Annotated in this window: 29 protein-coding genes; 23 read left to right on the forward strand and 6 right to left on the reverse strand. The window is 68.5% G+C overall.

All coding sequences use genetic code 11. The annotated features are described in order from the left end of the window. Window positions 1-130: 130 nt before the first annotated feature. A complete protein-coding gene (locus tag CHC08_RS45050) occupies window positions 131-358 on the reverse strand; it encodes a hypothetical protein (protein ID WP_143653642.1) in 228 nt (75 codons plus the stop codon). Between the two features lie 251 nt (window positions 359-609). Here CHC08_RS45050 and CHC08_RS45055 point away from each other — a divergent pair, with 251 nt between their 5' ends. Further along, the gene (locus CHC08_RS45055; protein ID WP_089213513.1) at window positions 610-1,101 is read left to right on the forward strand and encodes a GNAT family N-acetyltransferase; all 492 of its coding nucleotides are present in this window, start codon (window positions 610-612) and stop codon (window positions 1,099-1,101) included. A gap of 59 nt (window positions 1,102-1,160) precedes the next feature. Here CHC08_RS45055 and CHC08_RS45060 read toward each other — a convergent pair whose 3' ends face one another. Together CHC08_RS45060 and CHC08_RS45065 are read right to left on the reverse strand one after the other, a co-directional pair. Continuing rightward, a complete protein-coding gene (locus CHC08_RS45060; RefSeq protein ID WP_089213514.1) occupies window positions 1,161-1,517 on the reverse strand; it encodes a DUF742 domain-containing protein in 357 nt (118 codons plus the stop codon). Next, window positions 1,514-3,514: a sensor histidine kinase gene (locus tag CHC08_RS45065; RefSeq protein ID WP_179282597.1), complete on the reverse strand. Its 2,001-nt coding sequence runs from the start codon at window positions 3,512-3,514 to the stop codon at window positions 1,514-1,516. Before CHC08_RS45065 ends, CHC08_RS45060 begins: the two co-directional genes overlap by 4 nt. A gap of 251 nt (window positions 3,515-3,765) precedes the next feature. On the opposite strand from CHC08_RS45065, the gene CHC08_RS45070 reads away from it, so the two are divergent. The 19 genes from CHC08_RS45070 to CHC08_RS45155 all read left to right on the forward strand — a co-directional run bounded on the left by CHC08_RS45070 (window position 3,766) and on the right by CHC08_RS45155 (window position 20,807). After that, window positions 3,766-4,101, forward strand: coding sequence for a hypothetical protein (locus CHC08_RS45070; protein WP_089213516.1), 336 nt, complete (start codon window positions 3,766-3,768; stop codon window positions 4,099-4,101). A 373-nt stretch (window positions 4,102-4,474) separates the two neighbouring features. After that, window positions 4,475-5,434, forward strand: coding sequence for a DMT family transporter (locus tag CHC08_RS45075; protein ID WP_089213517.1), 960 nt, complete (start codon window positions 4,475-4,477; stop codon window positions 5,432-5,434). A gap of 41 nt (window positions 5,435-5,475) precedes the next feature. Next, the gene (locus CHC08_RS45080; protein ID WP_089213518.1) at window positions 5,476-6,099 is read left to right on the forward strand and encodes a GntR family transcriptional regulator; all 624 of its coding nucleotides are present in this window, start codon (window positions 5,476-5,478) and stop codon (window positions 6,097-6,099) included. Window positions 6,100-6,169: 70 nt separating this feature from the next. Beyond that, a complete protein-coding gene (locus CHC08_RS45085) occupies window positions 6,170-6,520 on the forward strand; it encodes a hypothetical protein (RefSeq protein ID WP_089213519.1) in 351 nt (116 codons plus the stop codon). A 242-nt stretch (window positions 6,521-6,762) separates the two neighbouring features. After that, the gene (locus tag CHC08_RS45090; protein WP_089213520.1) at window positions 6,763-8,217 is read left to right on the forward strand and encodes a sugar transferase; all 1,455 of its coding nucleotides are present in this window, start codon (window positions 6,763-6,765) and stop codon (window positions 8,215-8,217) included. A 2-nt stretch (window positions 8,218-8,219) separates the two neighbouring features. Then, window positions 8,220-9,287, forward strand: a complete 1,068-nt coding sequence (locus tag CHC08_RS45095; RefSeq protein ID WP_089213521.1) for a glucose-1-phosphate thymidylyltransferase — start codon at window positions 8,220-8,222, stop codon at window positions 9,285-9,287. Then, a complete protein-coding gene (rfbB, locus tag CHC08_RS45100) occupies window positions 9,284-10,324 on the forward strand; it encodes a dTDP-glucose 4,6-dehydratase (protein ID WP_089213522.1) in 1,041 nt (346 codons plus the stop codon). The genes CHC08_RS45095 and rfbB overlap by 4 nt, the downstream gene beginning before the upstream one ends. Next, the gene (gene rfbD, locus CHC08_RS45105; RefSeq protein ID WP_089213523.1) at window positions 10,321-11,178 is read left to right on the forward strand and encodes a dTDP-4-dehydrorhamnose reductase; all 858 of its coding nucleotides are present in this window, start codon (window positions 10,321-10,323) and stop codon (window positions 11,176-11,178) included. Before rfbB ends, rfbD begins: the two co-directional genes overlap by 4 nt. A gap of 19 nt (window positions 11,179-11,197) precedes the next feature. Then, window positions 11,198-11,326 carry a hypothetical protein gene (locus CHC08_RS52680; RefSeq protein ID WP_275937255.1) on the forward strand — a complete coding sequence of 43 codons (129 nt, stop codon included), beginning with the start codon at window positions 11,198-11,200 and terminating at the stop codon, window positions 11,324-11,326. 2 nt (window positions 11,327-11,328) lie between these two features. Next, window positions 11,329-12,564, forward strand: coding sequence for a class I SAM-dependent methyltransferase (locus tag CHC08_RS45110; protein ID WP_089213524.1), 1,236 nt, complete (start codon window positions 11,329-11,331; stop codon window positions 12,562-12,564). Continuing rightward, window positions 12,561-13,337 carry a sugar phosphate nucleotidyltransferase gene (locus CHC08_RS45115; protein ID WP_089213525.1) on the forward strand — a complete coding sequence of 259 codons (777 nt, stop codon included), beginning with the start codon at window positions 12,561-12,563 and terminating at the stop codon, window positions 13,335-13,337. The genes CHC08_RS45110 and CHC08_RS45115 overlap by 4 nt, the downstream gene beginning before the upstream one ends. Beyond that, on the forward strand, window positions 13,334-14,650 hold the full coding sequence (locus CHC08_RS45120; RefSeq protein WP_245878964.1) for a DUF4910 domain-containing protein: 1,317 nt from the start codon (window positions 13,334-13,336) through the stop codon (window positions 14,648-14,650). Before CHC08_RS45115 ends, CHC08_RS45120 begins: the two co-directional genes overlap by 4 nt. Beyond that, on the forward strand, window positions 14,647-15,633 hold the full coding sequence (locus tag CHC08_RS45125; protein WP_089213526.1) for a hypothetical protein: 987 nt from the start codon (window positions 14,647-14,649) through the stop codon (window positions 15,631-15,633). Before CHC08_RS45120 ends, CHC08_RS45125 begins: the two co-directional genes overlap by 4 nt. Window positions 15,634-15,666: 33 nt before the next feature. After that, window positions 15,667-16,560, forward strand: coding sequence for a glycosyltransferase family 2 protein (locus CHC08_RS45130; RefSeq protein ID WP_089213527.1), 894 nt, complete (start codon window positions 15,667-15,669; stop codon window positions 16,558-16,560). 112 nt (window positions 16,561-16,672) lie between these two features. Continuing rightward, on the forward strand, window positions 16,673-16,831 hold the full coding sequence (locus CHC08_RS52685) for a Rossmann-fold NAD(P)-binding domain-containing protein (protein WP_089213528.1): 159 nt from the start codon (window positions 16,673-16,675) through the stop codon (window positions 16,829-16,831). Continuing rightward, window positions 16,828-17,604, forward strand: a complete 777-nt coding sequence (locus tag CHC08_RS45140; protein ID WP_089213529.1) for a glycosyltransferase family protein — start codon at window positions 16,828-16,830, stop codon at window positions 17,602-17,604. Before CHC08_RS52685 ends, CHC08_RS45140 begins: the two co-directional genes overlap by 4 nt. Next, a complete protein-coding gene (locus tag CHC08_RS45145; RefSeq protein WP_089213530.1) occupies window positions 17,601-18,248 on the forward strand; it encodes a PIG-L deacetylase family protein in 648 nt (215 codons plus the stop codon). Before CHC08_RS45140 ends, CHC08_RS45145 begins: the two co-directional genes overlap by 4 nt. Continuing rightward, complete coding sequence (locus CHC08_RS45150) at window positions 18,248-19,267, forward strand: NAD-dependent epimerase/dehydratase family protein (RefSeq protein WP_089213531.1); 1,020 nt, start codon at window positions 18,248-18,250, stop codon at window positions 19,265-19,267. The genes CHC08_RS45145 and CHC08_RS45150 overlap by 1 nt, the downstream gene beginning before the upstream one ends. Window positions 19,268-19,277: 10 nt before the next feature. Then, complete coding sequence (locus CHC08_RS45155) at window positions 19,278-20,807, forward strand: oligosaccharide flippase family protein (protein WP_245878965.1); 1,530 nt, start codon at window positions 19,278-19,280, stop codon at window positions 20,805-20,807. On the opposite strand, the gene CHC08_RS45160 is transcribed toward CHC08_RS45155, so the two are convergent. Next, window positions 20,764-21,969 carry an acyltransferase family protein gene (locus CHC08_RS45160; RefSeq protein ID WP_089213532.1) on the reverse strand — a complete coding sequence of 402 codons (1,206 nt, stop codon included), beginning with the start codon at window positions 21,967-21,969 and terminating at the stop codon, window positions 20,764-20,766. The two genes, CHC08_RS45155 and CHC08_RS45160, sit on opposite strands and share 44 nt — an antisense overlap. A 367-nt stretch (window positions 21,970-22,336) precedes the next feature. Between CHC08_RS45160 and CHC08_RS45165 the strand changes: the two genes are divergently transcribed. After that, window positions 22,337-23,158 carry a hypothetical protein gene (locus CHC08_RS45165; RefSeq protein WP_143653643.1) on the forward strand — a complete coding sequence of 274 codons (822 nt, stop codon included), beginning with the start codon at window positions 22,337-22,339 and terminating at the stop codon, window positions 23,156-23,158. Window positions 23,159-23,163: 5 nt separating this feature from the next. Here CHC08_RS45165 and CHC08_RS45170 read toward each other — a convergent pair whose 3' ends face one another. Further along, window positions 23,164-24,030: a DUF6492 family protein gene (locus tag CHC08_RS45170; protein ID WP_089213534.1), complete on the reverse strand. Its 867-nt coding sequence runs from the start codon at window positions 24,028-24,030 to the stop codon at window positions 23,164-23,166. 264 nt (window positions 24,031-24,294) lie between these two features. On the opposite strand from CHC08_RS45170, the gene CHC08_RS45175 reads away from it, so the two are divergent. Then, window positions 24,295-24,957: a hypothetical protein gene (locus tag CHC08_RS45175; protein WP_143653644.1), complete on the forward strand. Its 663-nt coding sequence runs from the start codon at window positions 24,295-24,297 to the stop codon at window positions 24,955-24,957. After that, window positions 24,954-26,333 (forward strand): O-antigen ligase family protein, encoded by a 1,380-nt coding sequence (locus CHC08_RS45180; protein WP_089213536.1) that lies wholly within the window; start codon window positions 24,954-24,956, stop codon window positions 26,331-26,333. The genes CHC08_RS45175 and CHC08_RS45180 overlap by 4 nt, the downstream gene beginning before the upstream one ends. Here CHC08_RS45180 and CHC08_RS50355 read toward each other — a convergent pair. Next, window positions 26,302-26,752, reverse strand: a 451-nt coding sequence (locus CHC08_RS50355; protein WP_179282598.1) for a hypothetical protein, incomplete at its 5' end; no start/stop codon positions are given. The two genes, CHC08_RS45180 and CHC08_RS50355, sit on opposite strands and share 32 nt — an antisense overlap.

Below are 26,752 nucleotides of genomic sequence, written 5' to 3' on the forward strand. Positions count from 1 at the left end.
CGTCGTGAACGGCTATCCGTCGTGAACGGCTATCCGTCGTGAACGGCTATCCGTCGTGAACGGCTATCCGTCGTGAACGGCTATCCGTCGTGAACCGCGAAATCGGAGTGGCGGTGGGATCACGCCGTGCTCAGGATTTACTTCTCCGGGTGGTGGGAGTCCGCCGATCCGCCTCGTCGGCGAGTTGATTCTCCACGATCGCGCACCAGCGGTGCCAGCGCGCCAGATCAAGGTGCTCCTCGACGTCACCCACACCCGCGTCAGCCATGAGCTGATGATTGTCGGCCGCGGTCTCATGCGCGTTGACCAGCGCATGGTGGCCGTGATTGGCGAGTGATTCGCTGACCGCCAGAGTCACGGCCACCTCTCCCATCGTCTTCGGCCGGCTCAAAGGTCCGTTGCCGACACGGTTTCCGCGGACGTCATGGTTCTTCGAAGCGTCACTCATGGTTGCTGAGTGCCCGCCAGATCGTAGATCTATCTGGGATTTCCGATTCAAACGCCGACACGCCGCGTATCGCCCTCGACGCGGCGACTCCGAAGGAGCCTGGACCAGGCGACACCGCGCTTGGAGGCCGTGGTCTTGCCAGGACGAATACCCTGCACGGCATGATTGAAGTGGAATTGCGTGGGTGGCATCCCGACGACGCGCCGGCCCTGCTGGACGCGTTCAGCTCTCCGGACATGGCGCAGCAGGCGGCGCGCCCGGTCGACACTCCCGCGGCGGCGCTGGAGTGGATGGGGTTGTGGGGATTCCGGGACGACGCGAAGGCGTTCGCCGTGGTGGTGGACGGTCAGGTCGTGGGGAACGTCGCGGTGAGCAACATCGACACGCACGACACCGGTTGGGTGTCCTACTGGACGTCACCGCACGCCAGGGGACGCGGGGTGGCCGCGGCCGCGGCCAGGAAGCTGGCGGAATGGGCGTTCAAGGAGCGAGGGCTGTTCCGGCTGGAGCTGGGACACCGGCTCGACAATCCGGCCTCCTGCGCGGTGGCGACCAGGGCGGGTTTCCTGGTGGAGGGGATCGAGCGGGCCAAGCTCAACTACGAGGGCGTGCGATACGACGTGGAACGGCACGCCCGGCTGGCCACCGACTGACTTCCCCTGACCTCCGCCGGCGGGGTCGCGTGCTCTGATCGGGCGGCCGGGCAGGGATGTCACAGCGCTCTGAGCCCGGCGAGTATGTCGCGGAGAAGGCTCTCCCTGGGAGCCGTGACGGGGCCCGTGGGGAGCCGGATGGTGATCAGGCCGGCGTCGCGCAGGTCGCCCAGGAGCACCCGGATCACTCCGATGGGCAGGCCGGTCTCCGCGACCACCTCCACGACCGAGGTCGGCACGTGGCAGGTATTGATGATCGACATATGTTCAGGCGGCAGGTCCCGCCGCGTGGTCCTGGTCGCCTCCACCACGGCGATCAGGTCGAACTGCGCACCGGTGGCCTTGGTCCGGCCCCGGGTGACCGTGTAGGGGCGGACGATCGGGCCCGCCTCCCGGTCGAGCCAGCGCTCCGTCATGGCGCCCCACTGTCCTGCTCGGCGCGGTGCCATCCCTCACGGAACGACGTCAGCGCGCTGTTCGACGCCGATGCCGGCGCCGGTCTGGATCCCGGTTCTGGTGCTGGTCTCCGCGTCCGCTCCGGTATGGCATGGCGTGTCCGCCGGGGAAGGCCGCCGCCCGAGGCGACCTGCTCCACCTCGACCGAGTAGGCGAACCGGGGCGTGGACGTTTCGGCCATCAGTTCGCTCGGCAGGAGCACGATCGCCGTGGTGCCGCCGAAGGGGGAGGAACGCAGGGAGACGCGGATGTTGTGGCGGGCGGCGAGCTGGGTGACGACGAACAGGCCGAGCCGGTCGCTGTCGGCCAGGTCGAACTCCGGAGGGTTGGCCAGTCGCTCGTTGAGCTGGACCATGCTGTCCGGTGGGATGCCGAGCCCTCGGTCCTCCACCTCGATGGCGTAGCCGTTGGCCACCATCTGGCCGTTGACGCGTACCGAGGTGTGCGGGGGCGAGAAGACGGCGGCGTTCTCCACCAGCTCGGCGATCAGATGGATCACGTCGGTGACGACCGTGCCGATCACGGCGGGCCCCTGCGGCACGCTCACCGCCACGCGCAGGTAGTCCTCGACCTCCTCGACGGCGGCGCGGACCACGTCGTAGATCGTGACCGGCACCCGCCAGCCCCTGCCGGGGGTCGAACCGGACAGGATGATCAGGCCCTCGGAGTGACGGCGCATACGCGTGGTCAGGTGGTCCAGGCCGAACAGGTCCTCAAGGGTCTCCGGGTCGGTGGCCCGCTGCTCCATCGCCTCCAGCATGGCGAGCTGGCGGTGCAGGAGAGACTGGTTCCGCCTGGCCAGGCTCACGAAGACCTTGTTGAGGCCCTCGCGCATGTGGGCCTGGCCGACGGCGGCCTCGACGGCGGTCCGCTGCACCGAGGAGAACGCCTCGCCGACACTGACGATCTCGGTGGTGCTGCCGTAGTGGAGTTCGGGCACCTCGGAGCGGACGTCCTCACCCCGGCGGAGCCGTTCGACCACCTCGGGCAGCCGTCTGTCCGCCAGGTCGAGGGCGGCCCGCTGGAGGCCGACGAGCTCGGCGCTGATCCGGCGGCCGAACCGTACCGAGACGAAGATGGACACCGCGACCGCGACCAGGCCGAGCCCGCCGGCGAGACCGATCTGGATCAGGATGCCGACGGCGAGCGGCATGGATCGTTCGGTGATGCGCCTGCTGACCTCTCCGCCGAGTTTGTCGAAGCTGTCGGAGAGGGGCGTGGCGACCGTCATCCAGGAGGTTTCCGGATTCGCCTCCGCGGCGATGGCGTTCTCGATCCGTTCGAACGAGGTGTAGGCGGGGGAGTCCTGCAGCTCCCCGTACAGCCCCCGGAACTCCTCGTCGAACTGGTTGAACCCCACCGAATAGAGCAGCCTGCGGCCGGTGACCAGTTCCCTGAACTTGGCACGTTCCTCGTCGCCCATGACTTTCGCGGCCACGGCGCCGGAGATCAACGCGGCCTGCTGGCTGAGCATCTCGCGGCTCCGCCCGACCATGACGACGGCCCGGGTCTGGTCGTTCAGCTCGGTGTCCGAGGACACCCGGATCCTCTCGTAGACCTCGAAGGCCGCCGCGATGATCGCGTTGTAGCCGTTCAGGGTCTGCAACGGGGTGGCGGAACGGGCGTCCACTCCGCTCCGGAGCTCGGTGACCCGGCCCAACATGGTCAGCAACTGGTGCAGCCGGTTCCACACGGCCGGGCTCAAGCCCGTCTCAAGCGCGGGCGCCAGCCGTTCCAGCTCTGTTCGCGCGGCGTTCGTCCGGATCCGCTGGGCGTCCAGAGCGCCGCGCGAGATCATGTCGTCGCCCAGCACGGACAGGGAGAGCAACCGCTCGTGCTGGAACGCGGTGGTCATCGCCCGGGTGGGGACCACCCCGTACTGGTAGCCCTTGCTGGCGCTGAGTAACTGTTGACCGTCCTGGACGGTAAGGGTCGCCGCAAATACCCAAATCGCCATAAGGGAGACAATCGGCACCAGTAGCAGGGTGGAAATCTTAGCCCTGATCGAGTGTTTGCGGCTAGCCATAATGCCTCGCATTACCGATATGCGCGGTTAACGGTGGCGAAACCCTAGCAACGTGGATGATCGGCGACCAGACGTGCAGGCGATTTAGATCAAGAAAGGATTTATGCCTTCATATTGATCTACGCAGTGATTAGGAACCACCAGCTCTCCCTGTACGTCTTTCTAGATAGAGAGGGGCATCCATGCAGAGGATCGCGGATCTGATCGGAGCGGAGGCGGACCGCGCGGATCAGGTGGCATTGACACACGGTAATGAGCTGGAGAAGTCAGGGGCGGTGCAGCTGGTCCGCTTCAGCCCGCCGCTCGTGACCGCCGAGGTGGCCGACGGCGCCGCCTGCGTGGAGTTCCGGATCGTCGACGGAACCTTGCGCTGGTCCTGCACCTGCCTTGAGGGCCGAAGTGGGACCTTCTGTGCGCATTGCGTGGCGACGGCCCAGTCGGTCAGGGTAAGGGCGGACAGAAAGGCTTCTCCGGAAGCGCCGCCGGCACCGGAGAGCACGTTCCCGATCGCGTCGTAGGCCGAGCGGCCGCAGATCGGCGGGTTGGCTTGCCGCCGTGCAGTAGATGCCGGGGCGGTGCCCGTAACGCCGCCTATGACCATGCCTGTAGCGCCATGCCGTGTCACATATGACCGTTTCATCACACGTATGGCCACGCCTGTAACGCCACGCTGTGTCACCTATGGCCGTGCCGTCGCCTGTATGGGCCCCATTGCCGCGCCACGCACGCCACGCCAGGCCGTTCGGCGGTGATGATGCGTGTCAAGGGCTGCGCCGAAACGGCCGGACAGTCACGACTTTTCGGTCATGGCTTCCATGTCCGGGCAAAGGGACGGTCCTGCCGTCGGCAAAAGACTGGACAGGGATTGTCTGGTTGTCAGACAATATTCCTATGAAACTCGCTGTCGTCGGAGCCGCCGTGCTGTGGGGCACCGCGGGAACCGCCGGACTGCTCGTCGCCGGGGTCGATCCGGTCTCCCTGGCCGCGGCCCGTCTGGTGATCGGTGGCCTGGTGCTCGCGATCGCCGCCGGCCCGGCGATGCGATCGGCGGCCTCACGTCGTATCGGCGCACCCCCGCAGGTCTCGCTCCGTATCGGCACACCACCGGCCTGGCTCCGTACCGGCTTCCCGGCAGCGGCCTCGCTCCGCCTCGGCACGCTCCTGCCGGCCGCGGTGGCCGTGGCCGCCTACCAGCTCTGCTACTTCGCCGCGGTCAGCCGGACCGGAGTGGCCATCGGCACCGTCGTCGCCATCGGCAGCGGTCCCGTCTTCACCGGCCTGCTCTCCTGGATGCTCGACCGGGTGCCGCCCACCCGGCGCTGGGCGGGGGCGACCGCGGTGGCGATCACCGGCTGCGCCGTGCTCACCGGGGGAGGAGGCGAGGCGCGGGCGGACGGCATCCTGCTCGCGCTGCTCGGCGGCCTGCTCTACGCGTTCTACGCGGTCACGGCGGCCCGGGTGATCAGCGGGGGAGCCTCCTCCGACGCCGTGATGGGGGTGATGTTCGGCGGGGCCGCGGTGGTCATGGTCCCCGTCCTGCTGTGGACGGGCACCGGCTGGCTCGCCGAGCCGCGCGGTCTGCTCACCGCCCTCTATCTGGGCTGCGCCACCACCGCGCTGGCCTACTTCCTGTACGGCAGGGGCCTGCGCACCACCCCGGTCGCGACCGCCGCGACCCTCGCCCTCGCCGAGCCCGCGGTGGCGGCCCTGCTCGGCGTGGCAGTGCTCGGCGAACGGCTCACGCTCGTCTCGGCCGCCGGGCTGTTCCTGCTCGGCGCGAGCCTGGTCGCGGTGGCCCTTCCCGAACGCGCCGGCAGGACGGCCGGTGACGCAGTGCCGGTTGCGCAGTGAGCAACGCAACAGGCAACGCAGGAGGCAATAAAGTCGTCGGCGTGACTCTCCCGCTCCATCCCGTCTCCGCGGTCGGAGCGCTCGCCGACGCCCTGCGACGGCGAGTGCTCTCCGGCGAGATCGCGCCGGGCACCGCGCTGCCGGAACAGGAACTCTCCACCCTGTACGGCGTGGCCCGTCCGACCGTCCGTGAGGCGCTGGCCGTGCTTGTGCACGAGGGGCTGCTCCGGCGCGAACGCCACCGCAGCGCCCAGGTGACCCAGGTGACCGAGGCGGACCTGGACGACCTGATGTTCGTCCGGCGCCCGCTGGAGGATCTGATGGCCACGGCACTTGCCGGGCGCCGGGTCGAGGAGGCCGACGGGGCGCTGGAGCGGATGGCCTCGCTGCCCGGTGACGCCCCCTGGTCCGACGTGGTGGCCGAGCACATGGCCCTGCACCAGGCACTGGTCGTCGCGGTGGGCAGTCCGCGGCTGGAGCGGCTCTACGCCGCCCTGGCCGTCGAGACCCGGCTCGGCCTCGTGCGGCTGCGCACCGTCTACTCCGACAGGCACCTGCTGGTCGCCGAGCATCGCGATCTGCTCGACGCGATCGGCCGGGGCCCGGCGGAGGCCGCCAGGAGGGCCGTCGCCGCCCATCTGGACCACGGCTGGGGCACACCTTAATCGCCGGTTAACCGCCACAGTTGCACGCTTCTCTTGCACCGGACACCCTGAAGTCGTCACAATCGCGGCCATGCACGGCAACTCAGTGCCGGACTCCTACGTTTATGTCACCGAAGAAGGCGTGACCCGCCATTACGCGGACGGCAGCGTCGACGCCCTCGCGTGGGAGGACGTCGTCGAGGTGCGGGTCGTGGGCGATACGGACTCGGACATCCTGTACATCCTTCTCGACCGAGACGGCCAGGGCTGCGTGGTGCCCAAGTCGGCGACCGACGCGTCCTTCCTCACACGTCTCCGATACCTTCCCGATTTTGATCTTGACCGGCTGGGTGCGGCGGTGGAGGCTGCGCATGATGACTACGTCGTCGTCTGGCGCAGCCCGGAACCCCCTTCGACACTCCCGGATTTCGAATATGACTAATCACTAGTTAATCGGCCAAATAGGACGGACAAACCTACACGTTTGGACCGTTCCGTCAAGGTGTTTTCCCTGCTCAAACTTGGGCCAGTAGTGGACAGGAGGCGCTGTTCCCCTGGTGGAAGTTGATCACTAGTATTTCCATGGGTATCCACGCTCTTGATGCATTCGGGAAAGCTGTCAACCATTGAACCGGGATGGGCGTCTACTTATCCGTTAACGCTGGGGTGTTTGGGCGGAGTGATATGAGGGTGGGGCTTGAGGAGCCTGTTGTTGCGCTCCTCGACAACGCGGTACGCACTGCTCCGAGCATCTGGACGCGGTCCTATGCCCGGATCCTGCTGGCCGGAGATCTTGCATGCGCGGTGGTGGCCTGCGAGTCGGTTCTGGGAGTCCGGCTCTGGCTGGGTGCCTTCATCCCGGAGACGGAGGCGCTGCTGGGGCTCTGTCTCGCCCTGGCATGGCCGCTGGCTCTGGCGGCGGGGGGCGCCTACCGCAAGCGCACACACGGTGAGGGAACGGATGAGTTCCGGGCGGTTTTCGACGGCGGGATCGGTCTGACGGCCGCCGTCGCGATCGGGGCTTATGTCACCCAGACGCCGATTGCCCGAAGTTTCGTCATGGCCATGTTCCCGCTGGCCCTGATCCTCACGGTCTTCTTCCGATACCGGATGCGCAAGCGGCTCCACCGGCGGCGCGCCCACGGCGAGTACATGCGCCACGTGGTCGCCGTGGGGCACCGGGAGTCGGTGCTGGACCTGGTGATGCAGCTCCGCAGGCAGCCGCATCACGGCATGACCGTGGTCGCCGTCTGCCTGCCCTCCGGTTCCGACATGGTGGAGGTCGACGGAGTCCCGGTGCTCGGGGGTTTCTCCGACGTCGCCGCGGTGGTGAGCAAGGTGAACGCCGACGCCGTCGCGATCCTGGCCTGTCCGGAGCTGGACGGCGCGGCGCTGCGCAGGCTCGCCTGGGGCCTGGAGGACGCCCGCACCGACCTGTTCGTGGCGCCCGCGCTCATGGACGTGGCCGGTCCGCGCATCAGCATCAGCCCGGTGGCGGGGATGCCGCTGCTCCACGTCGAGCACCCCGACTTCCGCGGCGCCAGGCAGCTCGCGAAAAGCCTGTTCGACCGGGTCAGCGCCGGTCTCGCTCTCCTGGTGCTGGCCGTTCCCATGCTGGTCATCACCGCGCTGATCCGTACGACGAGCCCGGGCCCGGCGCTGTTCCGGCAGATCAGGGTGGGCAAGGGCGGCAAGGAATTCCAGGTCGTGAAGTTCCGCACCATGGTGGTGAACGCCGAACGACTCAAAATGAATCTCGAAAGAGAGAACGAGTTCGACGGGGTTCTCTTCAAAATCAGGAACGATCCACGGATCACCCGGGTGGGTGCGTACCTGCGCCGTTACTCCCTCGACGAGCTGCCGCAACTGCTCAACGTGCTGCGCGGCGAGATGTCGCTCGTCGGGCCGCGGCCTCCCCTGCCGGAGGAGGTCAGGCAGTACGGCGAGGACGTTCGCCGGCGCCTCGTCGTCAAGCCGGGAATGACCGGCCTGTGGCAGGTGAGCGGCCGTTCCGACCTGAGCTGGGAAGAGTCGGTCCGCCTGGACCTGCGTTACGTCGAGAACTGGTCACTCTTCCTGGACCTGCAGATCCTCTGGAAGACCTGGAGCGCCGTCACCGGCGGAGAAGGGGCCTACTAGCCGTGAAAGCACTCGTGCTCGCCGGAGGATCGGGCACCCGGCTGAGACCGATCACCCACACCTCGGCGAAACAGCTCGTCCCCGTCGCCAACAAGCCCGTGCTCTTCTACGGGCTCGAGGCCATCGCCGCCGCCGGGATCCGGGAGATCGGGATCGTCGTGGGCGACACGCAGGCCGAGATCGAGGCGGCCGTCGGCGACGGCTTCGCGCTCGGCCTGCAGGTCACCTACATCCGCCAGCAGGCCCCGCTGGGGCTCGCCCACGCCGTGCTGATCGCCCGCGACTACCTCGGCGACGACGACTTCGTCATGTATCTCGGAGACAACTTCATCGTCGGCGGCATCAACGACATCGTGGACCGGTTCGCCCAGGAGCGGCCCGCGGCCCACATCATGCTCACCCAGGTCGGCGATCCCCAGCAGTTCGGCGTCGCCGAGCTCGACGCCCGTGGCCGGGTGGTCGGGCTGGAGGAGAAGCCGCCCAACCCCAAGAGCGACCTCGCGCTCGTCGGGGTCTACCTCTTCACTCCCGCGATCCACGAGGCGGTGGCCGAGCTCAAGCCGTCGTGGCGGGGAGAGCTGGAGATCACCGACGCGATCCAGTGGCTGATCGCCGACGGTCAGTGGGTCGAGTCGACCGTCATCTCCGGCTACTGGAAGGACACCGGCAACGTCACCGACATGCTGGAGGTCAACCGGCTGGTCCTGGAGTCCCTGGACGCGCGCACGGACGGCACGGTGGACGGCGCCAGCCAGCTGATCGGCCGGGTGGTCGTCGAGGCGAGCGCCGTGGTCGAACGGTCCCGCATCGTCGGGCCCGCGATCATCGGCGCCGGAGCCCGGATTCTGGACAGCTACATCGGGCCGTTCACCTCGATCGCGGCCGACTGCACGATCAGCGGCAGCGAGATCGAATACTCGATCGTGCTGCCCAGATCCTCGATCTCCGGGGTCTCCCGGATCGAGGCGTCCCTCATCGGTCACGATGTCGAAGTCACCCCCGCCCCCAACACCCCCCGAGCCCACCGCCTCGTGCTGGGCGATCACAGCAAGGTTCAGATCAGTTCATGAAGGTCTTGGTCATTGGTGGGGCCGGATTCATCGGCTCCCACTACGTCCGCGCACTCGCCGCGGACGGTACGGCTGTGACGGTCATCGACAAGCTCACCTATGCCGGCAACCCGGCGAACCTGGAAGGTGCCGCCCACGACTTCGTCCACGGCGACATCTGCGACCCGGCCCTTCTGGCCGAGCTGGTCCCGGGGCACGACCTCGTCGTCAACTTCGCGGCCGAGTCCCACGTGGACCGGTCGATCGACGGGGCCGCGGACTTCGTGCGGACCAACGTGCTCGGCACGCAGGCGCTGATGCAGGCGTGTCTCGACGCGGGCACCCCGAGGGTGGTGCAGGTCTCCACCGACGAGGTCTACGGGTCGATCGACATCGGTTCCTGGAACGAGGACGCACCGGTCCGGCCGCGCTCGCCGTACTCCGCGGCCAAGGCGGGGGGCGATATGATCGCCCGCGCCTACGCGGTCACCCACGGCCTGCCGGTGTCCATCACGCGCTGCGGCAACAACTATGGACCGAACCAATATCCGGAGAAGATGATCCCCCTCTTCATCACCAACCTTCTCCGGGGCCGCAGGGTTCCGCTCTACGGCGACGGCGGCAACGTCCGCGACTGGGTTCACGTCGAGGACCACTGCGCGGGCATCCGGCTCGTCGCGGAGCTGGGTGAGCCCGGCGAGGTCTACCACATCGCCGGTACGGCGGAGCTGACCAACGTCGAGCTCACCACCCGGCTGCTCGCGGCCTGCGGCGTCGGCTGGGACATGGTCGAGTACGTCGAGGACCGCAAGGGACACGACCGCCGTTACTCCCTGGACGACTCCCGGCTCCGAGCCCTCGGCTACCGGCCGGCCGTCCCGTTCGAGCAGGGGCTGGCCGACACGGTCCGCTGGTACGCCGACCACCCGGACTGGTGGGAGGCCGCCGTCGCGAGCGAGCACGGCGGAAACGGCGAGCACGGCGGAAACGACGGGGACGACGAGGACGGAGCCCCGCCGGGCGCGAGTGGTGAGCCGTCGCGGGAGGACGTTCGATGAGCCGGTGGTTGGTCACCGGTGCCTCCGGCATGCTCGCGACCGAGCTGCTGGGCCGCCTGGCGGCCGGGAAGCACTCCGTCCTCGCGCTCCGCAGGGGGGAGCTCGACCTCTGCGACACGTCCGCCGTACGTCATCTGGTGTCGGCGTGCAAGCCGGACATCGTGGTGAACTGCGCGGCGTGGACGGCCGTGGACGACGCGGAGACGCACGAGGCGGAGGCGCTCGCCGTCAACGGCCTGGGGGTGCGGGCACTGGCCGAGGCGTGCGCGAGCCTCGGCGCGCGGATGGTCCAGCCCTCCACCGACTACGTCTTCGACGGGACCGCGCTGGACCCCTACCCCGAGGACGCGCCGACCTGCCCGGTCAACGCCTACGGCCGTACCAAGCTCGTGGGCGAGCGCGCCGTGCTGGAGCTGCTGCCCGACACCGGTTACGTCGTGCGGACCGCCTGGCTGTACGGCGCGGCCGGCCCGAACTTCGCACGCACGATGGCCGGCCTCGAAAAGGACAGGGCGACCGTGAACGTCATCGACGACCAGTTCGGCCAGCCCACCTGGACCGGTGACCTGGCCGACCGGATCGTCCGGCTGGCACTCTCCGAGGCGCCGCCCGGTGTCTACCACGCCACCAACTCCGGCCGGACGAGCTGGCACGCCTTCGCCAGGGAGATCTTCACGCTGGTCGGCGCCGACCCGGACCGGGTCAACCCGATCTCCTCCAAGGAGTTCCCACGCCCCGCGCGACGGCCGGCCTACAGCGTGCTGGGACACGACGGGTGGAGCCGGGCGGGACTGCCGCCGATGCGGGACTGGCGAGAGGCGCTGCGAGAGTCCGATGTTTTTGCCGGCGGTTAGCGGCGACGGGATCGCCGCAATGACCAGCGGTGACGGAACCGCCGTAACGATCGGCGGCGACGAGATCACCGCGGTCGGCCACGCACGCGCGATGGCCGATATCCAGTCGAAGACGAGTCGAGCCGCGTTCAGCGGCGAGGGAGCATAGTGATGACAGCATGCCGGCTGTGCGGCTCGACGAGCCTGGCCAGCGTCGTCGACCTCGGGGCGACCCCGCCCTGTGAGCGTTTCCTGACCGCGGAGCAGCTTGAGGAGCCCGAGGTCACCTACCCGCTGCATCTGCGGGTCTGCACCGGCTGCTGGCTGGCGCAGATCCCGCCGATGATCACGCCGGAGGACACCTTCACCGAGTACGCCTACTTCTCGTCGTACTCGACGTCGTGGGTGGAGCACGCGCGGGAGTTCGTGCACGGGGCGGTCGACCGGCTCGGGCTGGACGACGACTCGTTCGTGGTCGAGGTGGCCAGCAACGACGGCTACCTGCTGCGGCACGTGATCGACCGGGGGATCCGATGTCTCGGCATCGAGCCGTCGAAGAACGTCGGCCAGGCGGCCAGGGACGGGGGCGTGCCGACGCTCACGGCCTTCCTCGGGCCGGAGACCGCCGCCACGGTGCGCGAGGAGTACGGGCCCGCCGACCTCGTGGTGGCCAACAACGTCTACGCCCACATCCCGGACGTCATCGGCTTCACCCAGGGCCTGCGCGCCCTCGTGGCCGACGACGGCTGGGTCTCCATCGAGGTCCAGCACCTGCTCACCCTGATGGAGTTCAACCAGTACGACACGATCTACCACGAGCACTTCCAGTACTACACGGTCGCCTCCGCGCAGCGCGCCCTGGCCAGTGGCGGGCTGACCCTCGTGGACGTCGAGACACTGCCGACCCACGGGGGCTCGATCCGCCTGTGGGCGCGGCCCGCCGAGGTCGCCGGCGAGCCCGGCGAGCGGGTGGCCGAGCTGCTCGCGGCCGAGAAGGCCGCGGGGCTGCACGAGCTGTCCGGCTACGCGGAGTTCCGCGAGCGGGTGGCCCGCGTACGGCGGGACCTACTGAAGTTTCTCGTCGGGGCCGCCGAGGAGGGCAAGACGGTGGTCGGCTACGGAGCACCGGGCAAGGGCAACACGCTGCTCAACCACTGCGGCGTCCGGGCGGACCTGCTCTCCTACACGGTGGATCGCAACCCCTACAAGCACGGCAGGTTCACCCCGGGCGCGCGCATACCGATCCTGCCGCCCGAGCGGATCGCCGAGGACCGGCCCGACTACGTGCTCGTCCTGCCGTGGAACCTCCGCGAGGAGCTCATCGGCCAGCTTTCCTTCATACACGCCTGGGGGGGCCGGCTGGTCTTCCCCATCCCGAGCCTGGAGATCGTGGAGGTGAATCCGTGAAGGTCGTTCTTTTCTGCGGCGGGTACGGGACGAGGATGCGCAACGGCACGCCCGGTGAGGCTCCCAAGCCGATGCAGCTCGTGGGCCCCCGGCCGCTCATCTGGCATGTGATGCGCTACTACGCGCACTTCGGGCACAAGGAGTTCATCCTCTGCCTCGGCTACGGGGCGAACCACATCAAGGACTTCTTCCTGCACTACCAGGAGACGACCTCCAACGACTTCGTCCTGCGCGAAGGCAAGGTCGAACTGCTGTCCACCGACATCTCGGACTGGTCGATCTCGTTCGTGCAGACCGGGATCGAGTCGCCGATCGGCGAGCGGCTCCGGCGGGTCCGCGACCGCCTCGACGGCGATGAGATGTTCCTGGCCAACTACGCCGACGTGCTCACCGACGCGCCGCTCCCGGAGATCGTCGACCGCTTCGCCAGGTCCGACGCCGGCGCGTCGATGATGGTGGTGCCTCCCTCGGACACCTTCCACTGCATCGAGCTCGGCGAGAGCGGGATGGTCGACGGGATCACCCCGGTCAGCCAGATGCCGCTCTGGGTCAACGGCGGATACTTCGTGCTCCGCCAGGAGGTCTTCGACCACATCCCGGAGAACGGGGACCTGGTCGCGGACGGCTGCGCCGAGCTGGCCAAGCGCGGCCGGATGCTCGCCTATCCCTACCGGGGATTCTGGCGGCCGACCGACACGGTCAAGGAGCGCTTCGCACTGAACGAGCAGTACGCGCGCGGCATGCACCCCTGGGCACTCTGGGAGAACGCGTGAACGATCCGGACAGAGCGGGTAAGGAGATGCACGCGCTGGTCGAGCGCCTGCATCCGATCTGCCGCAGCATGACCGGCGACGGCGTCCGGCGCACCCTGGAGATCATCGGCGAGTCGATCCCGCTGGACGTGCACGAGGTGCCGACCGGGACGCAGGTGCTGGACTGGACGGTCCCCCAGGAGTGGAACATCCGGGACGCCTACGTCAAGGACGCCTCCGGCCGCAGGGTGATCGACTTCGCCGAGACCCCGCTGCACGTGGTCGGCTACAGCACGCCGGTCGAGGCGACGATGCCGCTGTCGCAGCTGCGCGAACACCTGCACACGCTGCCCGACCAGCCCGGCCTCGTCCCGTACCGGACCGGCTACTACGCGGCGAACTGGGGTTTCTGTCTCAGCGAGGACACGCTGAGGGAGCTCCAGGACGGCGAGTACGAGGTCAGGATCGACGCCACCCTGGCCGACGGGCACCTCACCTACGCCGAGCACGTCGTGCCCGGCGAGCTGGACGACGAGGTGATAATCGTCTGCCACACCTGCCACCCCGCTCTCGCCAACGAGACACTGGCGGGCATCGCGGTGGCGGTTCAGCTCGCCCAGGCTCTCGCCGAGTCCCGCCCCCGTCACACCTACCGGTTCGTGTTCGCGCCCGGCACGATCGGGTCGATCACCTGGCTGGCTCGCAACCGGAACAGGGTGGATCGCATCAAGCACGGATTCGTGCTGGCCTGCGCGGGTGACCCCGGCCGTCTCACCTACAAGCGCAGCCGCCGCGGTGACACGCTCATCGACCGGGCCGCCGCCCACGTGCTGAGCACCCGCGAGCACGAACTCCTCGACTTCACCCCGTACGGCTACGACGAGCGCCAGTTCTGCTCGCCCGGCTTCAACCTGCCGGTGGGGCTGCTGACCCGGTCCCCCAACGAGGCGTACCCGGAGTATCACACCTCGGCGGACGACCCCGACCTCGTCACCCCTGAGGCGATGGCCGACACCCTGGCCGCGGTGCGGGAGATCGTCGAAGTCCTTGAGGGGAACCGCACCTATCTCAACCTGCAGCCGTACGGCGAACCCCAGCTCGGCAAGCGCGGACTCTACCGTTCACCGGCCCTGCACAAGGACAACAAGCAGCATCAGATGGCCATCCTGTGGATACTTAACTATTCCGACGGTGACCATAGCCTTCTGGACATCGCGGAGCGGTCGGCGATTCCCTTCACCGCCCTGGTGGAGGCGGCACGGGCACTGTCGGAGGGCGGTCTCCTGGACGAGGCGAGCCGGCAGCCATCACAATCCCATGGGGAGCGAGCATGAAGGCCATGAAGACCGCCGAGTCCTTCAAAGTCGGCGATCTGGTGGAGGTTCTCAGCGCGGAGGACATCCTGGCGACGCTTGACGAGAAGGGCGAGCTCGACGGCCTGCCGTTCATGCCGGAGATGCTGGAGTTCTGCGGCAGGAAGCTCACCGTGTACAAGGTGGCGCACAAGCTCTGCGACACCATCGACCGCACCGGTCTGCGCCACATGACCGAGGCCCTGCACCTGTCCGGCTCCCGCTGTGACGGCGCCGCCCACGGCGGCTGCCAGACCGCGTGCCTGTTCTACTGGAAGACCGCGTGGCTGCGCAGGGCCGAGGGCGTCGAGGACCCGCCGCCTCCGGCCAAGCCGGTGGACGTGCAGATCCTGCACCGCAACGCGATCAGGGAGCCGTTCGACGACGGCGCACCGCGTTACGCCTGCCAGGCCACCGAGATCCTCCGCGCCGCCCCCGGCCGCCTGCCGCTCAAGGACATGCGCCAGTACGTCTGGGACGTGCGCTCCGGCAACGCCACCACCTGGGAGACCGTGCGGGCCTTCCTCATCGGCCTGTTCAACCGCGTGCAGAGCCTGAGTCAGCGGGTTCTGCCCAAGCGCCTCCTGCTGAAGGAGGGGTTGGCCTGGGGGTTCCTCAAGGGCCGCGCGATCGGCGGCACCCCGGTGGCCACCCTCGACCTGCAGCCGGGCGAGTTGGTCCGGGTCAAGTCCAAGGACGAGATCGCGGCCACCCTGGACCCGAACCTCCGCAACCGGGGCATGGGCTTCGAGGTCGGCCTCACCGCGTTCTGCGGTCGGACCGCCAAGGTCGTCGGCCGGGTGGAGCGCTGCATCGACGAGCCGACCGGCCGGATGCTGGAGATGAAGACCCCGTGCATCCTGCTGGAGGATTTCGTCTGCCCCGGCGTCCCCAATATGAACTGCCCGCGAGGGCACCTGCCGTTCTGGCGCGAGATCTGGCTGGAACGGGTCGAATCGCGCTGACCCCCTGATGAACGACCCCCCGAGGAGAGACAGATGCTAGTGTCCATCGGCCTGCCGGTCTACAACGGCGCCGACGTCATGGAAGGCGTGGTCCGATCGGTCCTCGCGCAGCAGTACGGCGACGTCGAACTGGTCATCTCCGACAACGCCTCGACCGACTCGACCGAGGAGCTCTGCCGGGGCCTGGCCGCGCAGGACAGCCGCATCTCCTACCACCGCCAGCCCGAGAACCTGGGCATGCTGCGTAACTTCGACTACGCCATCCAGGTGGCGAAAGGCGACGTCTTCCGGTGGATCGGGGACGACGACCGGCTCGACCCGACCTATGCCACCAAGTGCGTCGACGCCTTCACCGCCGACCCCCGGCTGCTGATGGTCACCACCCAGATCTCCTACACCGACACTCGTGACGGCGTGGTGCGGACCCAGCGCTACGAGGAGGCCAATCCCGGCTTCGGGCTCGGCTCCGACGACCCGGCCGAGCGGGTGACCGAGCTGCTCCGCCTGCTCAACGAGAGCTACCTGATCATCGACCCGCTGTACGGCATGGTCCGCCGCGAGCCCGTGGCCGCGATGACCCGCCGCAACATGCCGCGTGAGGACCAGGTCTTCGCCACCCGGCTGGCCATGGCCGGGCCGTGGGAGCACATCAACGAGGTGCTGGCCGAGCGTCACTGGGACATCAAGCACCGCGGCAAGCTGGCCCGCCGCCTCGGCGTGCCCACCTGGAAGGGCTACTGCTCCACGCTGCTGCAGTGCCGCGAGACCCTGTTCTGGGCGCACGCCCAGGTCGAGGACGGCACGCTCACGGCCGAGCAGTACCGCCAGATCCGCAGCGCGGTCCGCGCCCTGTACGTGCGCAGGCACCGGCAGACCGCGGTGCGCCGGGTTCGCAAGGTCACCCGGATGGCCGTCGGCCGTTCCTGACTCCTCCGGATCGGTGTGGGGCGGGCGAGACCTATGGGTGTCGGCCCGCCAACCTTTCCTGCCTCAGCCGCGTCATGGATATGCCAGACGGGGGTAACGCGGGTCTGTCCCGGTGCCGGGTTCGACGCCGGGGCGTAGCGCGGTGGACCGACCGGACGATGTATTGGTGCTCCCCTGGAATGTGACGGGGGAGTTGGTGGAGAAGTTGTTTTATGTCCGTGAATGGGGAGGCAGACTTGTCTTCCCGGTTCCGTCTTTGGAGATCGTGTGAAGGTCGTCCTGTTCTGCGGCGGGTACGGCACACGGATGCGCAGCGGCGCGCCCGGTGACGTCCCCAAGCCGATGCAGCCGGTGGGCCCTCGACCGTTGATCTGGCATGTGATGCGGTACTACGCGCATTTCGGCCATACCGAGTTCGTGCTGTGCCTGGGCTACGGCGCGCATCACATCAAGGACTTCTTCCTGCACTACGAGGAGACCACGTCCAACGACTTCATCCTGCGCGGCGGCCGGGTGGAACTGCTGTCCACCGACATCTCCGACTGGTCGATCTCGTTCGTGGACACCGGCATCGACTCCCCGATCGGTGAGCGGCTGCGCCGGGTGCGCGGCCACCTGGAGGGTGAGGAGATGTTCCTGGCCAACTACGCCGACGTGCTCACCGACGCGCCGCTGGACGACATCGTGGCGCGCTTCGCCCGCTCCGACGCGGGGGCCTCGATGACCGTCGTCCCGCCGTCGGACACCTTCCACTGCATCGAGTTGGGCGAGGACGGCCGGGTCGGCGGCATCACCCCGGTCAGCGACATGCCGCTCTGGTCCAACGGCGGCTACTTCGTGCTCCGCCAGGAGATCTTCGACCACATTCCGGAGAACGGCGACCTGGTCGCCGACGGCTGCGCCGAACTGGCCAAGCGCGGCAGGCTGCTGTCCTATCCCTACCGGGGATTCTGGCGGCCGACCGACACGGTCAAGGAACGCGTCGCGCTCAACGAGGAGTACGCCCGCGGCGAGCGTCCCTGGGCACTCTGGGAGCGCGCGTGATCGGCCTCAGGTCGCCGGGGATCGCCAGGGTCGCCGCGCTCGCGGCGCACTGCGACGACCTGGCCATCGGTGCGGGCGGCAGCCTGCTCACGCTCTGCACGGCACGGCCGGGCATCCGGGTGGACGCGCTTGTGCTCTCCGGCGGCGGCACCGAGCGCGAGGACGAGGAGCGCGCCGCGCTGGAGGCGTTCTGCCCCGGCGCCGACCTGCGCGTCACCGTGCTCAAGCTGCCCGACGGCCGGTTGCCCGCGCACTGGGACGAGGCCAAGGCGGCGGTCGAGGAGCTTCGGTCGAGGACCGACCCCGACCTGCTGTTCGCGCCCTGGAGCAAGGACGCCCACCAGGATCACCGCGGTCTGGCCAAGCTCGTGCCGACCGCGTTCAGGAACCATCTGGCGCTCTCCTACGAGATCGTCAAGTGGGACGGCGACCTCGCCGCTCCCTCGGTCTACCAGCCGCTCGCCCCGGACATCGCCGAGGCGAAGGTCAGCCTGCTGCAGGAGCACTACCCCTCGCAGCGGAGCAAGCCGTGGTATGACCGCGAGGCCTTCCTCGGGCTCGCACGCATCCGCGGGATCGAGTGCCACGCGCGCTACGCCGAGGCGTTTCATGTCAACAAACTGACTCTCGATCTGGAGAACTGATGCGGGTATTGCTGACCGGACACCAGGGTTACCTGGGCAGTGTCATGTCCCCGGTGCTCGCCGCGGCCGGGCACGAGGTGGTCGGCCTGGACTCCGGCCTGTTCGCCGACTGCCTGCTCGGGCCGGCTCCGGCCGAGATCGAGACCTACGCGGTGGACCTGCGCGACGTCGGGCTCGAGCACCTGGCCGGGTTCGACGCGGTGATCCACCTGGCGGCGCTGTCCAACGACCCACTGGGCGCGCTGGCTCCCAAGCTGACCTACGACATCAACCACCACGCCTCCTCCCGCCTGGGCGGGCTGGCCAAGGACGCCGGCGTCAAGCGGTTCCTCTACGCCTCCACCTGCTCGGTCTACGGCGCCTCCGGCGGCGACGGCCTGCTGACCGAGGACGCGCCGCTGCGCCCTGTCACGCCGTACGCCGAGTCCAAGGTGCGGGTCGAGGACGATCTGCTCGCACTGGCCGACGACGACTTCAGCCCGGTGTTCCTGCGCAACGCCACCGCGTTCGGTTTCTCGCCCCGGCTGCGCGCCGACATCGTGCTCAACAACCTGGTCGGGCACGCCTATCTGAGCGGCCAGGTCAAGGTGATGTCGGACGGCACGCCGTGGCGGCCGCTGGTGCACGCCGAGGACATCGCGGACGCGTTCGCGGCCTGCCTGGTCGCGCCCAGGGACGCGGTGCACGGTCAGGCGTTCAACGTCGGCTCCGAGCAGAACAACCTGACCGTCGCCGAGATCGCCGCCGAGGTGGTCGAGGCGGTGCCCGGCTCGACCCTGGTCGTCACCGGTGAGTTCGGCGCCGACCCCCGCTCCTACCGCGTCGACTTCTCCCGCATCCGTACGGCGCTGCCCGATTACGAAGCCGGCTGGACGGTCAAGGCGGGCGCGGTCGAGCTGATCGACGCCTACCGGCGCTTCGAGCTGACGCAGGACGCCTTCGTCAATCGGTTCACCAGGCTCGCCCGGCTCTCCGCCCGGCGCGCCGACGGTACGATCGACGATTCGCTGCGCCCGTGAGGAGAAGGTCGTGACCGGCGAACAGGCCGCACAAACCCCGGCGGCTGTAGCGGCTGTGACGTCCACAGCGGCCGGCACGGCAGACCCGCCCCCCGCGTCGCTGCGCCGCAAGGCCGGGCGCGGGCTGGGCTGGAGCCTGCTCGGCAACCTGGTGATGAAGGCAGGGTCCTTTGTCATGGGCCTGGTACTGGCCCGCCTGCTGGCCCCGGAGGACTTCGGCATCTACGCGGTGGCGCTGGCCGCGACCAACATCGTCATGGTGGTCAAGGACCTGGGCATCATGGCCGCGACCATCCAGTGGCGCGGCGAGATCGAGGAGATGGCGCCCACCGCGACGCTGCTGAACCTGTTCTCGGCGACCGCGCTGTACGGGGTGTTCTGGGTGGGCGCGCCATACTTCGCGGCCACCGCGGGCAACCCCGAGGCCACGCCGGTGGTGCGGCTGCTGACCGCGGTCATCCTGGTGGAGGCGATCACCGCCGTCCGGACCGGGGCGCTGCTGCGGCGCTTCCAGCAGGACAGGAGCAGCATCGCGATCCTGGCCGGGTTCGTGGTCAACGCGGGCGTGGCGATCGCGCTGGCGGCCGGTGGCGCCGGGCCCTTCAGCTTCGCCTGGGGCCAGGTGGCCGCCGCCGTGGTCACCGGCGTGCTCGTGCTCTTCTTCGCCAAGATGCCGTTCCGGGTCGGCTTCGACCGGGAGATCGCCAAGCGGCTGCTGCGCTTCGGCATCCCGTCGGCGGCCGGGATCGGCCTGGAGACCGTCCTGGCCAACGTGGGCTACGTCATCGTCGGCAACATCATGGGCAACGACCGCCCGTGGCTCGGCTACTACCTGCTGGCCTTCAACGTCTCCAGCTGGGTGCCGGGACTGGTCGGCACCGCGATCAGACAGGTGTCGCTGGCCGGGTTCTCCCGGCTGGCGGAGGGCAAGGACGACGAGCTCTCGCGCGGCGTGCAGGGCTCGGTCGCCCTGCTGTTCGCCACGGTCTTGCCCCTGGCCGTGCTGATGGGCACCCTGGCGCACCCGATCATCCACGTCCTGTACGGCGTGGAGTGGAGCCAGTCGGCCGGTGTGCTGCGCTTCCTCGCGCTGCTGATGCTGGTCCGGATGATGACCTCCTTCGCGCTGGACATCCTCAACGGCCAGGGCGCGACCCGCTCGACGGTGTGGATGAACCTCGGGTACGGCGCCGCCATGGTGCCGACCGTCATCGTCTGCACGCAGCTGGAGGGCATCCGCGGCGCGGCCTTCGGCCAGGCCGCCGCCGCGCTGCTGGTCGCGCTGCCGCTGGCGATCCTGGCCGTCAACAGGGCCGGGGTGCGTCTGCTGCCGGTCCTGCCCATGCTGGTCCGGCCGCTGGCCGGCGGTCTGGCCTGTTTCGTCGTCACGATGGCGCTGGCCCACCTGACCGCCGGGAACGCGTTCGTCACGCTGTGCGTGGCGGGCGCTCTGGGCATGCTGACCTACATCGTGGTCGTGGTGCCGCTGGAGCGGATCAGGTCGTTTGCCGAGCGGGGGATTCGTCTGATGGCGCGCTAGCCCTGTCGCGCCGCCGCCGTACCCGGGCCAGCATGGCCGCGCGCAGGGCGGGCCAGTTCCTGTGCCGCTGGAAGGGCAGCTCGAACACGGCCGCGAAGCCGCGCGCCACCAGCAGCGTCACCGGCACGCACAGTGCCAGCGTGGCTAGGAACGCCGGCGTGCCCGGCGGCACGTTCGGCGCGATGACCAGTGCGTGCAGCGCGCCCACGATCGGCGCGTGGGTGAGGTAGAGGCTGTAGGAGAACGACCCGAGGGCGCGGAGCGGCCGGGTGTCCAGCACCCTGATCAGCGGCGCGGGACGGCCCGCCGCGATCGCCGCGAGCAGGCAGCCGACGGCCGGGCCGAGCGCCAGGTCCACCCAGTAGAAGTTCTCCGCGGTCCAGACCGAGCCGCGCATCACGACCGTCACCATGACCGGGATCACGGCCAGCGCGGACAGCCATCCCCATGGCACCCGCAGCCAGCGGCCCCCGGCCACGCTCGCCACCACCGCCCCGATCGCGAACAGCACCGCGAACTGCGGCGTGAAGCGCATCAGCATGTCGACCGCGGGAACCGAGGGCGCGAGCAGGCCGATGGCCACCACCACGGCGGTGACCGCGCCCAGCATCACGACCATGCCCGCCCGGCGCACCATCAGCAGCAGCAGCGGGAAGACCAGATACAGCTGGGCTTCGATGGCGATCGACCAGAACGCGCCGTTCGGGCTGGGCGAGCCGAACACGTCCTGGATCAGCAGTCCGTAGAAGAGCACCGACTTGGCGTTCGGCGCGCCCTGACCGGGCTGTGGGATGAGCGTCCAGGCGATGATGAGGCTCATCGCCAGAGCCGGCCAGTAGGGCGGCAGAACGCGCCACAGCCGCCGGTGCGCGAACCTGCGGAGGCCGCCCAGCTCCCAGTCGCGCCGGGCGGGGGCCACCGCCAGCGAGAAGCCGGACAGGACGATGAACACCGCGACCGCGAAATGCCCGTAGAGCAACCAATCTGTCCATTTTGGGCCGGTGTTGAGGGGGAAACCGGGAAACGACGACAGCCAGCAGTGGTGCAGCACCACAAACAGGGCCGCCAGCCCGCGGATCCCGTCCAGCCCGACGAGGCGCCTTCGCCCGTCCTGGCCCGGTGGTGCCGACTCGGTCGCCGCACCGTCCGTCGCTGACGTCATGTGGTCCTTTCCCCCGACAAACCGGTCCTCCGTAGGTCTATCGGAGAAGATGCACCGCGTATAACCCTTGCAGGGAGTGCGTAGGCTGGAAAGTCAGTGGATAGTTGGTAGGTCGGTAGATGGTCACTGGTGAGTTGCGGATGTAACGATCGATAGGTGTAGGGCGATTCCTACCGTGTAGGGTCGGGGCCGCCCGAGGCGCTCCCGTGCGCCATGACACTGGGCGGGGGAACAGATGGAGTTTTGGAAGATCATCCTCGGCCTAGCTGCACGGAAGATGGTGGGGCCGCCGTTGGTCCTGCTCTCCCTTGCCGTGGCTGCGGCCTCTTTTTATTTTGTACCGGTCCACTACACCTCGAACGTCTTGATGGTCTTGACCACATCGGCCAAGGGGGCGTTCACGGACCCCACCAAGCCGGCGGGGCTGACCAATCCGCTGCTGCAGTTCAGCGACGGGCTCAAGACGACGGCGAGCATTTTGATCCAGTCGATGAACACACCGGACATAAAGAGTGCTCTTGGAGCGCCGGTGGGTGGCACGACCGATCTGGTGATCGACGACGGCCGCACCGATCCTGATCTTCTTGACATCAGTGGCCCGTACATCTACATCTCGGTGGACGCCAGGACCGCGACGCAGGCCAGGAGCGTGGTGGACAAGGCTCAGACGCTGATCCGCGAGTCACTGGACACCCGCCAGAAGAGCCTGGGCGCGCCGCGCTCCACTTTCATCATGGTGGCCGGGATCGTCCCCGCCTCCGAGCCGGAGATGGAGCTGGGCGGCAAGTGGCAGGCCGCCGCCGTGGCGTTCGTGCTGACCCTGGCCGGGACCTTCGGCATCGCGTACGCGTTCGCGCGCTCGCGGATGGTCAAGCGGCCCGTGCCGGTTTCGCAGCGGCCGGACCCGGACATCTCCCCCTGGCCGGACCGGGAGGACATGACCGCCACCACCCAGTGGCGTGCCGACCGGCTGGTGCGTAAGCCGTACCCGCCGATGATCAGCAACACGACCGTGGAGCGGGTGGACGAGGAGAGGGTGGACGATCTCCGCGTGGCGCCCATCGGCCGCGACGACGACCGCTACGACGACGAGACCATCGTCATCGTGCTGTCCGACGGTGACGACGGTGTCGGGACGGGCGGCTGGGTCACCCAGAACGGTTCCGCTCCCGACGATCGGCAGTCCTGACCCCTTCATTTTCTCGCGACCTCGACACAGCGCCGCTCGGCGGTCCTACGGACCTCGAGGGGCGTGTTCGAGTGTGAAGAGATCATCATGCCGACCGCGTCCTGGCCGATCCCGTCACCGAAGGCCAGCGCGCCCGCCTCGTCCATCGGCCGGCGGTCATAGCTGCTGTGGCAGATGAGCGGGCTGCTCGGCGGACGTTGTTTCATGAGCTCGTCGGCGTAGACGCCGTACACGATGAACTCGGAGATGTGCAGTTGCTGGGTGAACGCGTCCACCCAGTGCTTGCCGGTGATTTCGCCGATGCGGTCCTGCATCGCCCGGACGACGACCGGGTCCCAGAAGATCAGCGCGTCCACGTAGTCGTTCAGCGGCGGGGGCGGCGCGGCGGGCAGGCCGAGCAGGTCGCGGGCCACCTGGTGCCAGCGCACGTGCCGGTCCATGCCGTCGTGCACAGCGTCCGGCTTGCGGAACAGCGACAGCTCGCCGTCCACCCGGAAGTTCGCGGTCTCGACCGGGCGGACCAGCACCACGTCGGAGTCGGCGAGCAGTATCGCGTCGGCGTCGATCATCCCGGCGGCGGCGATCTTGGCGGCCTGCTGCATGACCCAGCCGCGGACCGGCGGCCACGGATGGCCCGCGTTCAGCCAGGTGCCGCCGGGCATCCGCCAGTAACGGCGGGGCAACAGCTCGGGATGCGTCCAGATCCGGCAGCGGGGGCCCGCGTATCCGCTGAAGGCGCTCTTGTGGGCGGCCGGCACGATCACGTGATGCACGGTGTCATCGGAGGTGAACTCCAGCACCGACCGGTGCAGCTCGGCGAAGAAGGCTCCGTCTGGCTTCCAGGTCGGCGTGATGACGGCCAGCTCAGTCATGGGCCGATGGCCTCCAGTCTTTCTGACGCTTTTTCTGTCGCAAACGTGCGACATCGACCAACGTTCAACGGTGAGTAAACAGCTAGGCTATGCCCCCTGGGCGGCTTCTCATCTGCTATCGGCCCCATCACCTGATTCGTTACGGATAGGCGTAACACCACCCGCACCAAGCCGCGATAGGAATGAGAGGTTCGGGGAAGGAATCATATGGACTTCTGGGGGACGGTTCTCGTCCTGATCCGGCGCTGGTATATCGCCCTTCCCATGTTGCTCCTTGGGCTGGGCGGCGCGGCGATGGCCTATCTGACCATTCCGCCGACCTACATCTCCAACGGTGTGATCGTGCTGAGCATCCCGACCACCGGAGGAACGGTCCCGCCGGACCCGAAGCTGCCCAACCCGATCACCAACCCGCTGCTGAACTTCGACTACGGCCTCAACATGACCGCCTCGATCCTGATCCAGGCGATGGGCTCCCCGGAGATGACCGCCGAGCTCGGCGTGCTGCCCGGCGACCCGACCTCCTACAAGGTCACCAACGGCAGCACCAACCCGGAGAGCATGGCCAGCAGCCCGTTCGTGTTCGTGGAGGGCGAGAGCGACAGCGCCGAGGGCGCGCGCCAGATGGTCGCCAAGGTGCTGGCCAGGACCAAGCAGGAGCTGGTGCAGCGGCAGACCAAGGTGGGCGCGCCGCGGCAGACCTTCCTCACCGCGATCGAGGTGGTCGAACCGACGACCCCGCAGCCCCAGCTCGGCAGCAAGGCCAGGGGGGCCGCGGCGGCGGCCGGAGTGGGCGCGTTGCTGAGCCTGTGGAGCACGTTCGCGGTGGAGAGCTACCTGGTCGCCCGGCAGAGGCGCAAGGAGTCGGAGCCGGACAGGCCGTCCTCAGAGCCACGCGGCGCGCAGCCCCTGGGCGCGATGCGATGACGACGGCATCCCCCCGGATCCAGATCGCCTCCCTGGACACCCCGCTGTACCAGCGCGCCGACGGCGCGACCCTGATGTGCGTCTACGTCATGGTGATTCTGCTGACCCCCGCCCGGCTGATCCTGCGCGGCCTGCCGATGTCGCTGACCCCGGCCGACGTGCTCGGCCTGTTCACGATCACGCTGTGGTTCTGCGCGCACTTCACCACCACGCTGGGCATCGCCAAAGGCCCCAACGCGGTCCGCCGCGGCATGTTCACCTATGGCTTCGCCCTCCTGTTCGTGTACGGCTACGCGACCTTCGCCTACCTGCCCAGCGACGAGCTCAACTCGGCCGACCACTCGCTGGTGCTGGTCGTCGCCAACCTGGGGCTCGCGCTCGGGATGGTCGACGGGGTGCGCGGGCGCGAGCGGCTGGACTTCGTGCTGAAGGCCATGGTGGTCGCCGGGGTGGGGATGGCGTTCATCGGAGGGGTCCAGTGGATCTCCGGGATCGACCTCACCGTCTACATGGAACTGCCCATCCTTCACGCCAACGACGTCGTCGTCCAGGCGGTCGAGGCCAGGTCGGGCATCCAGCGGGTGCCGGCCACCACCGGTCACCCGATCGAGTTCGGCGTGATCATGGCGATGATCCTGCCGTTCGCCGTCCACTACGGTTTCCACGCCCGGGACCGGGGCGAGTCCCCCCGGCGCTGGTGGATCGCCGCCGTGATGATCGCGATGGGCCTGATGTTCGCGGTCTCCCGCTCCGGCATCCTGGCCATCGCCACGGTCGGCATCGTGCTGTTCATCGGCTGGTCGGGCCGCCGCAGGCTGCAGGCGATGGGCGTGGTGGGGGCTTTCCTGGTCGTCGTCCAGGTGCTGTTCCCCGGCCTGCTCGGCACCTTCTACAACCTGTTCACCAGCATCGGCTCCGACGACAGTGTGCGCTACCGGGTGCACGACTACCCCAACGCGACCGCCGAGTTTCTGCGCCGCCCCTGGTTCGGCCGCGGCATCGGCACCTGGTACGCCCCGAAGCACCAGGTCTTCGACAACCAGTATCTGCTCACGCTGGTCGAGGCGGGCATCGTGGGCATCACCGTGCTGGTCGGCATCGTCCTCATCGCGGCGTACGGCGCGTCCAAGGCCCGCTACCTGAGCGTCGACCCCCGCGACCGCAACCTGGCCCTGACCCTCGCCGCGACCGCGATCGTGCCCCTGGTCGGCGCGGTCACTTTCGACCTGCTCGCCTTCCCGCAGGTCACCGCTCTGATGTTCTTCCTGATCGGCGCCTGCGGTGCGATGCTGCGCATCGTCGAGGACGAACGCAAGCGGCCGCGGCAGCAGGCGCCGTCCGCGCCTAGGTGGGACAGGCCAGTGGCCCGACGGTAGAGGTGACGTTGTAGTCGTCGTCGATGGTGACCAGGGAGTTGCCGGACCAGTCGGTGTTGGCGCAGTCGACCGAGGCCGGACCGAAGTCCCACGAGTGGTCCACGACGGCGTTGTTCCGGGCGACCGCGCCGGGCGCGGTCCTGATCTGCACCGTGTAGGTCCCGCCGATCAGCAGGTTGTCGGTGACCGTGACACCCTGGGTGGGATCGACCAGGAAGACCGGGGCGGTGTGTGACGGAGCCTTGCGCTGATCGACCGTGTTGTGGTGGAAGGTGAGGTTCTTGCTGGCGCCGACACTCTGGATGCCGTCGGAATGGTCACCCGAGTTGCTGCACAGCAGGACGAAGGAGTCCTTGATAGTCACGTTGTCGCCGGAGACGCTGAATCCGTCGCCGTGGCCGCGGATGTGCACCCGGGTC

The sequence above is a fragment of the Streptosporangium subroseum genome, from assembly GCF_900188345.1.
Classification (GTDB): domain Bacteria; phylum Actinomycetota; class Actinomycetes; order Streptosporangiales; family Streptosporangiaceae; genus Streptosporangium; species Streptosporangium subroseum.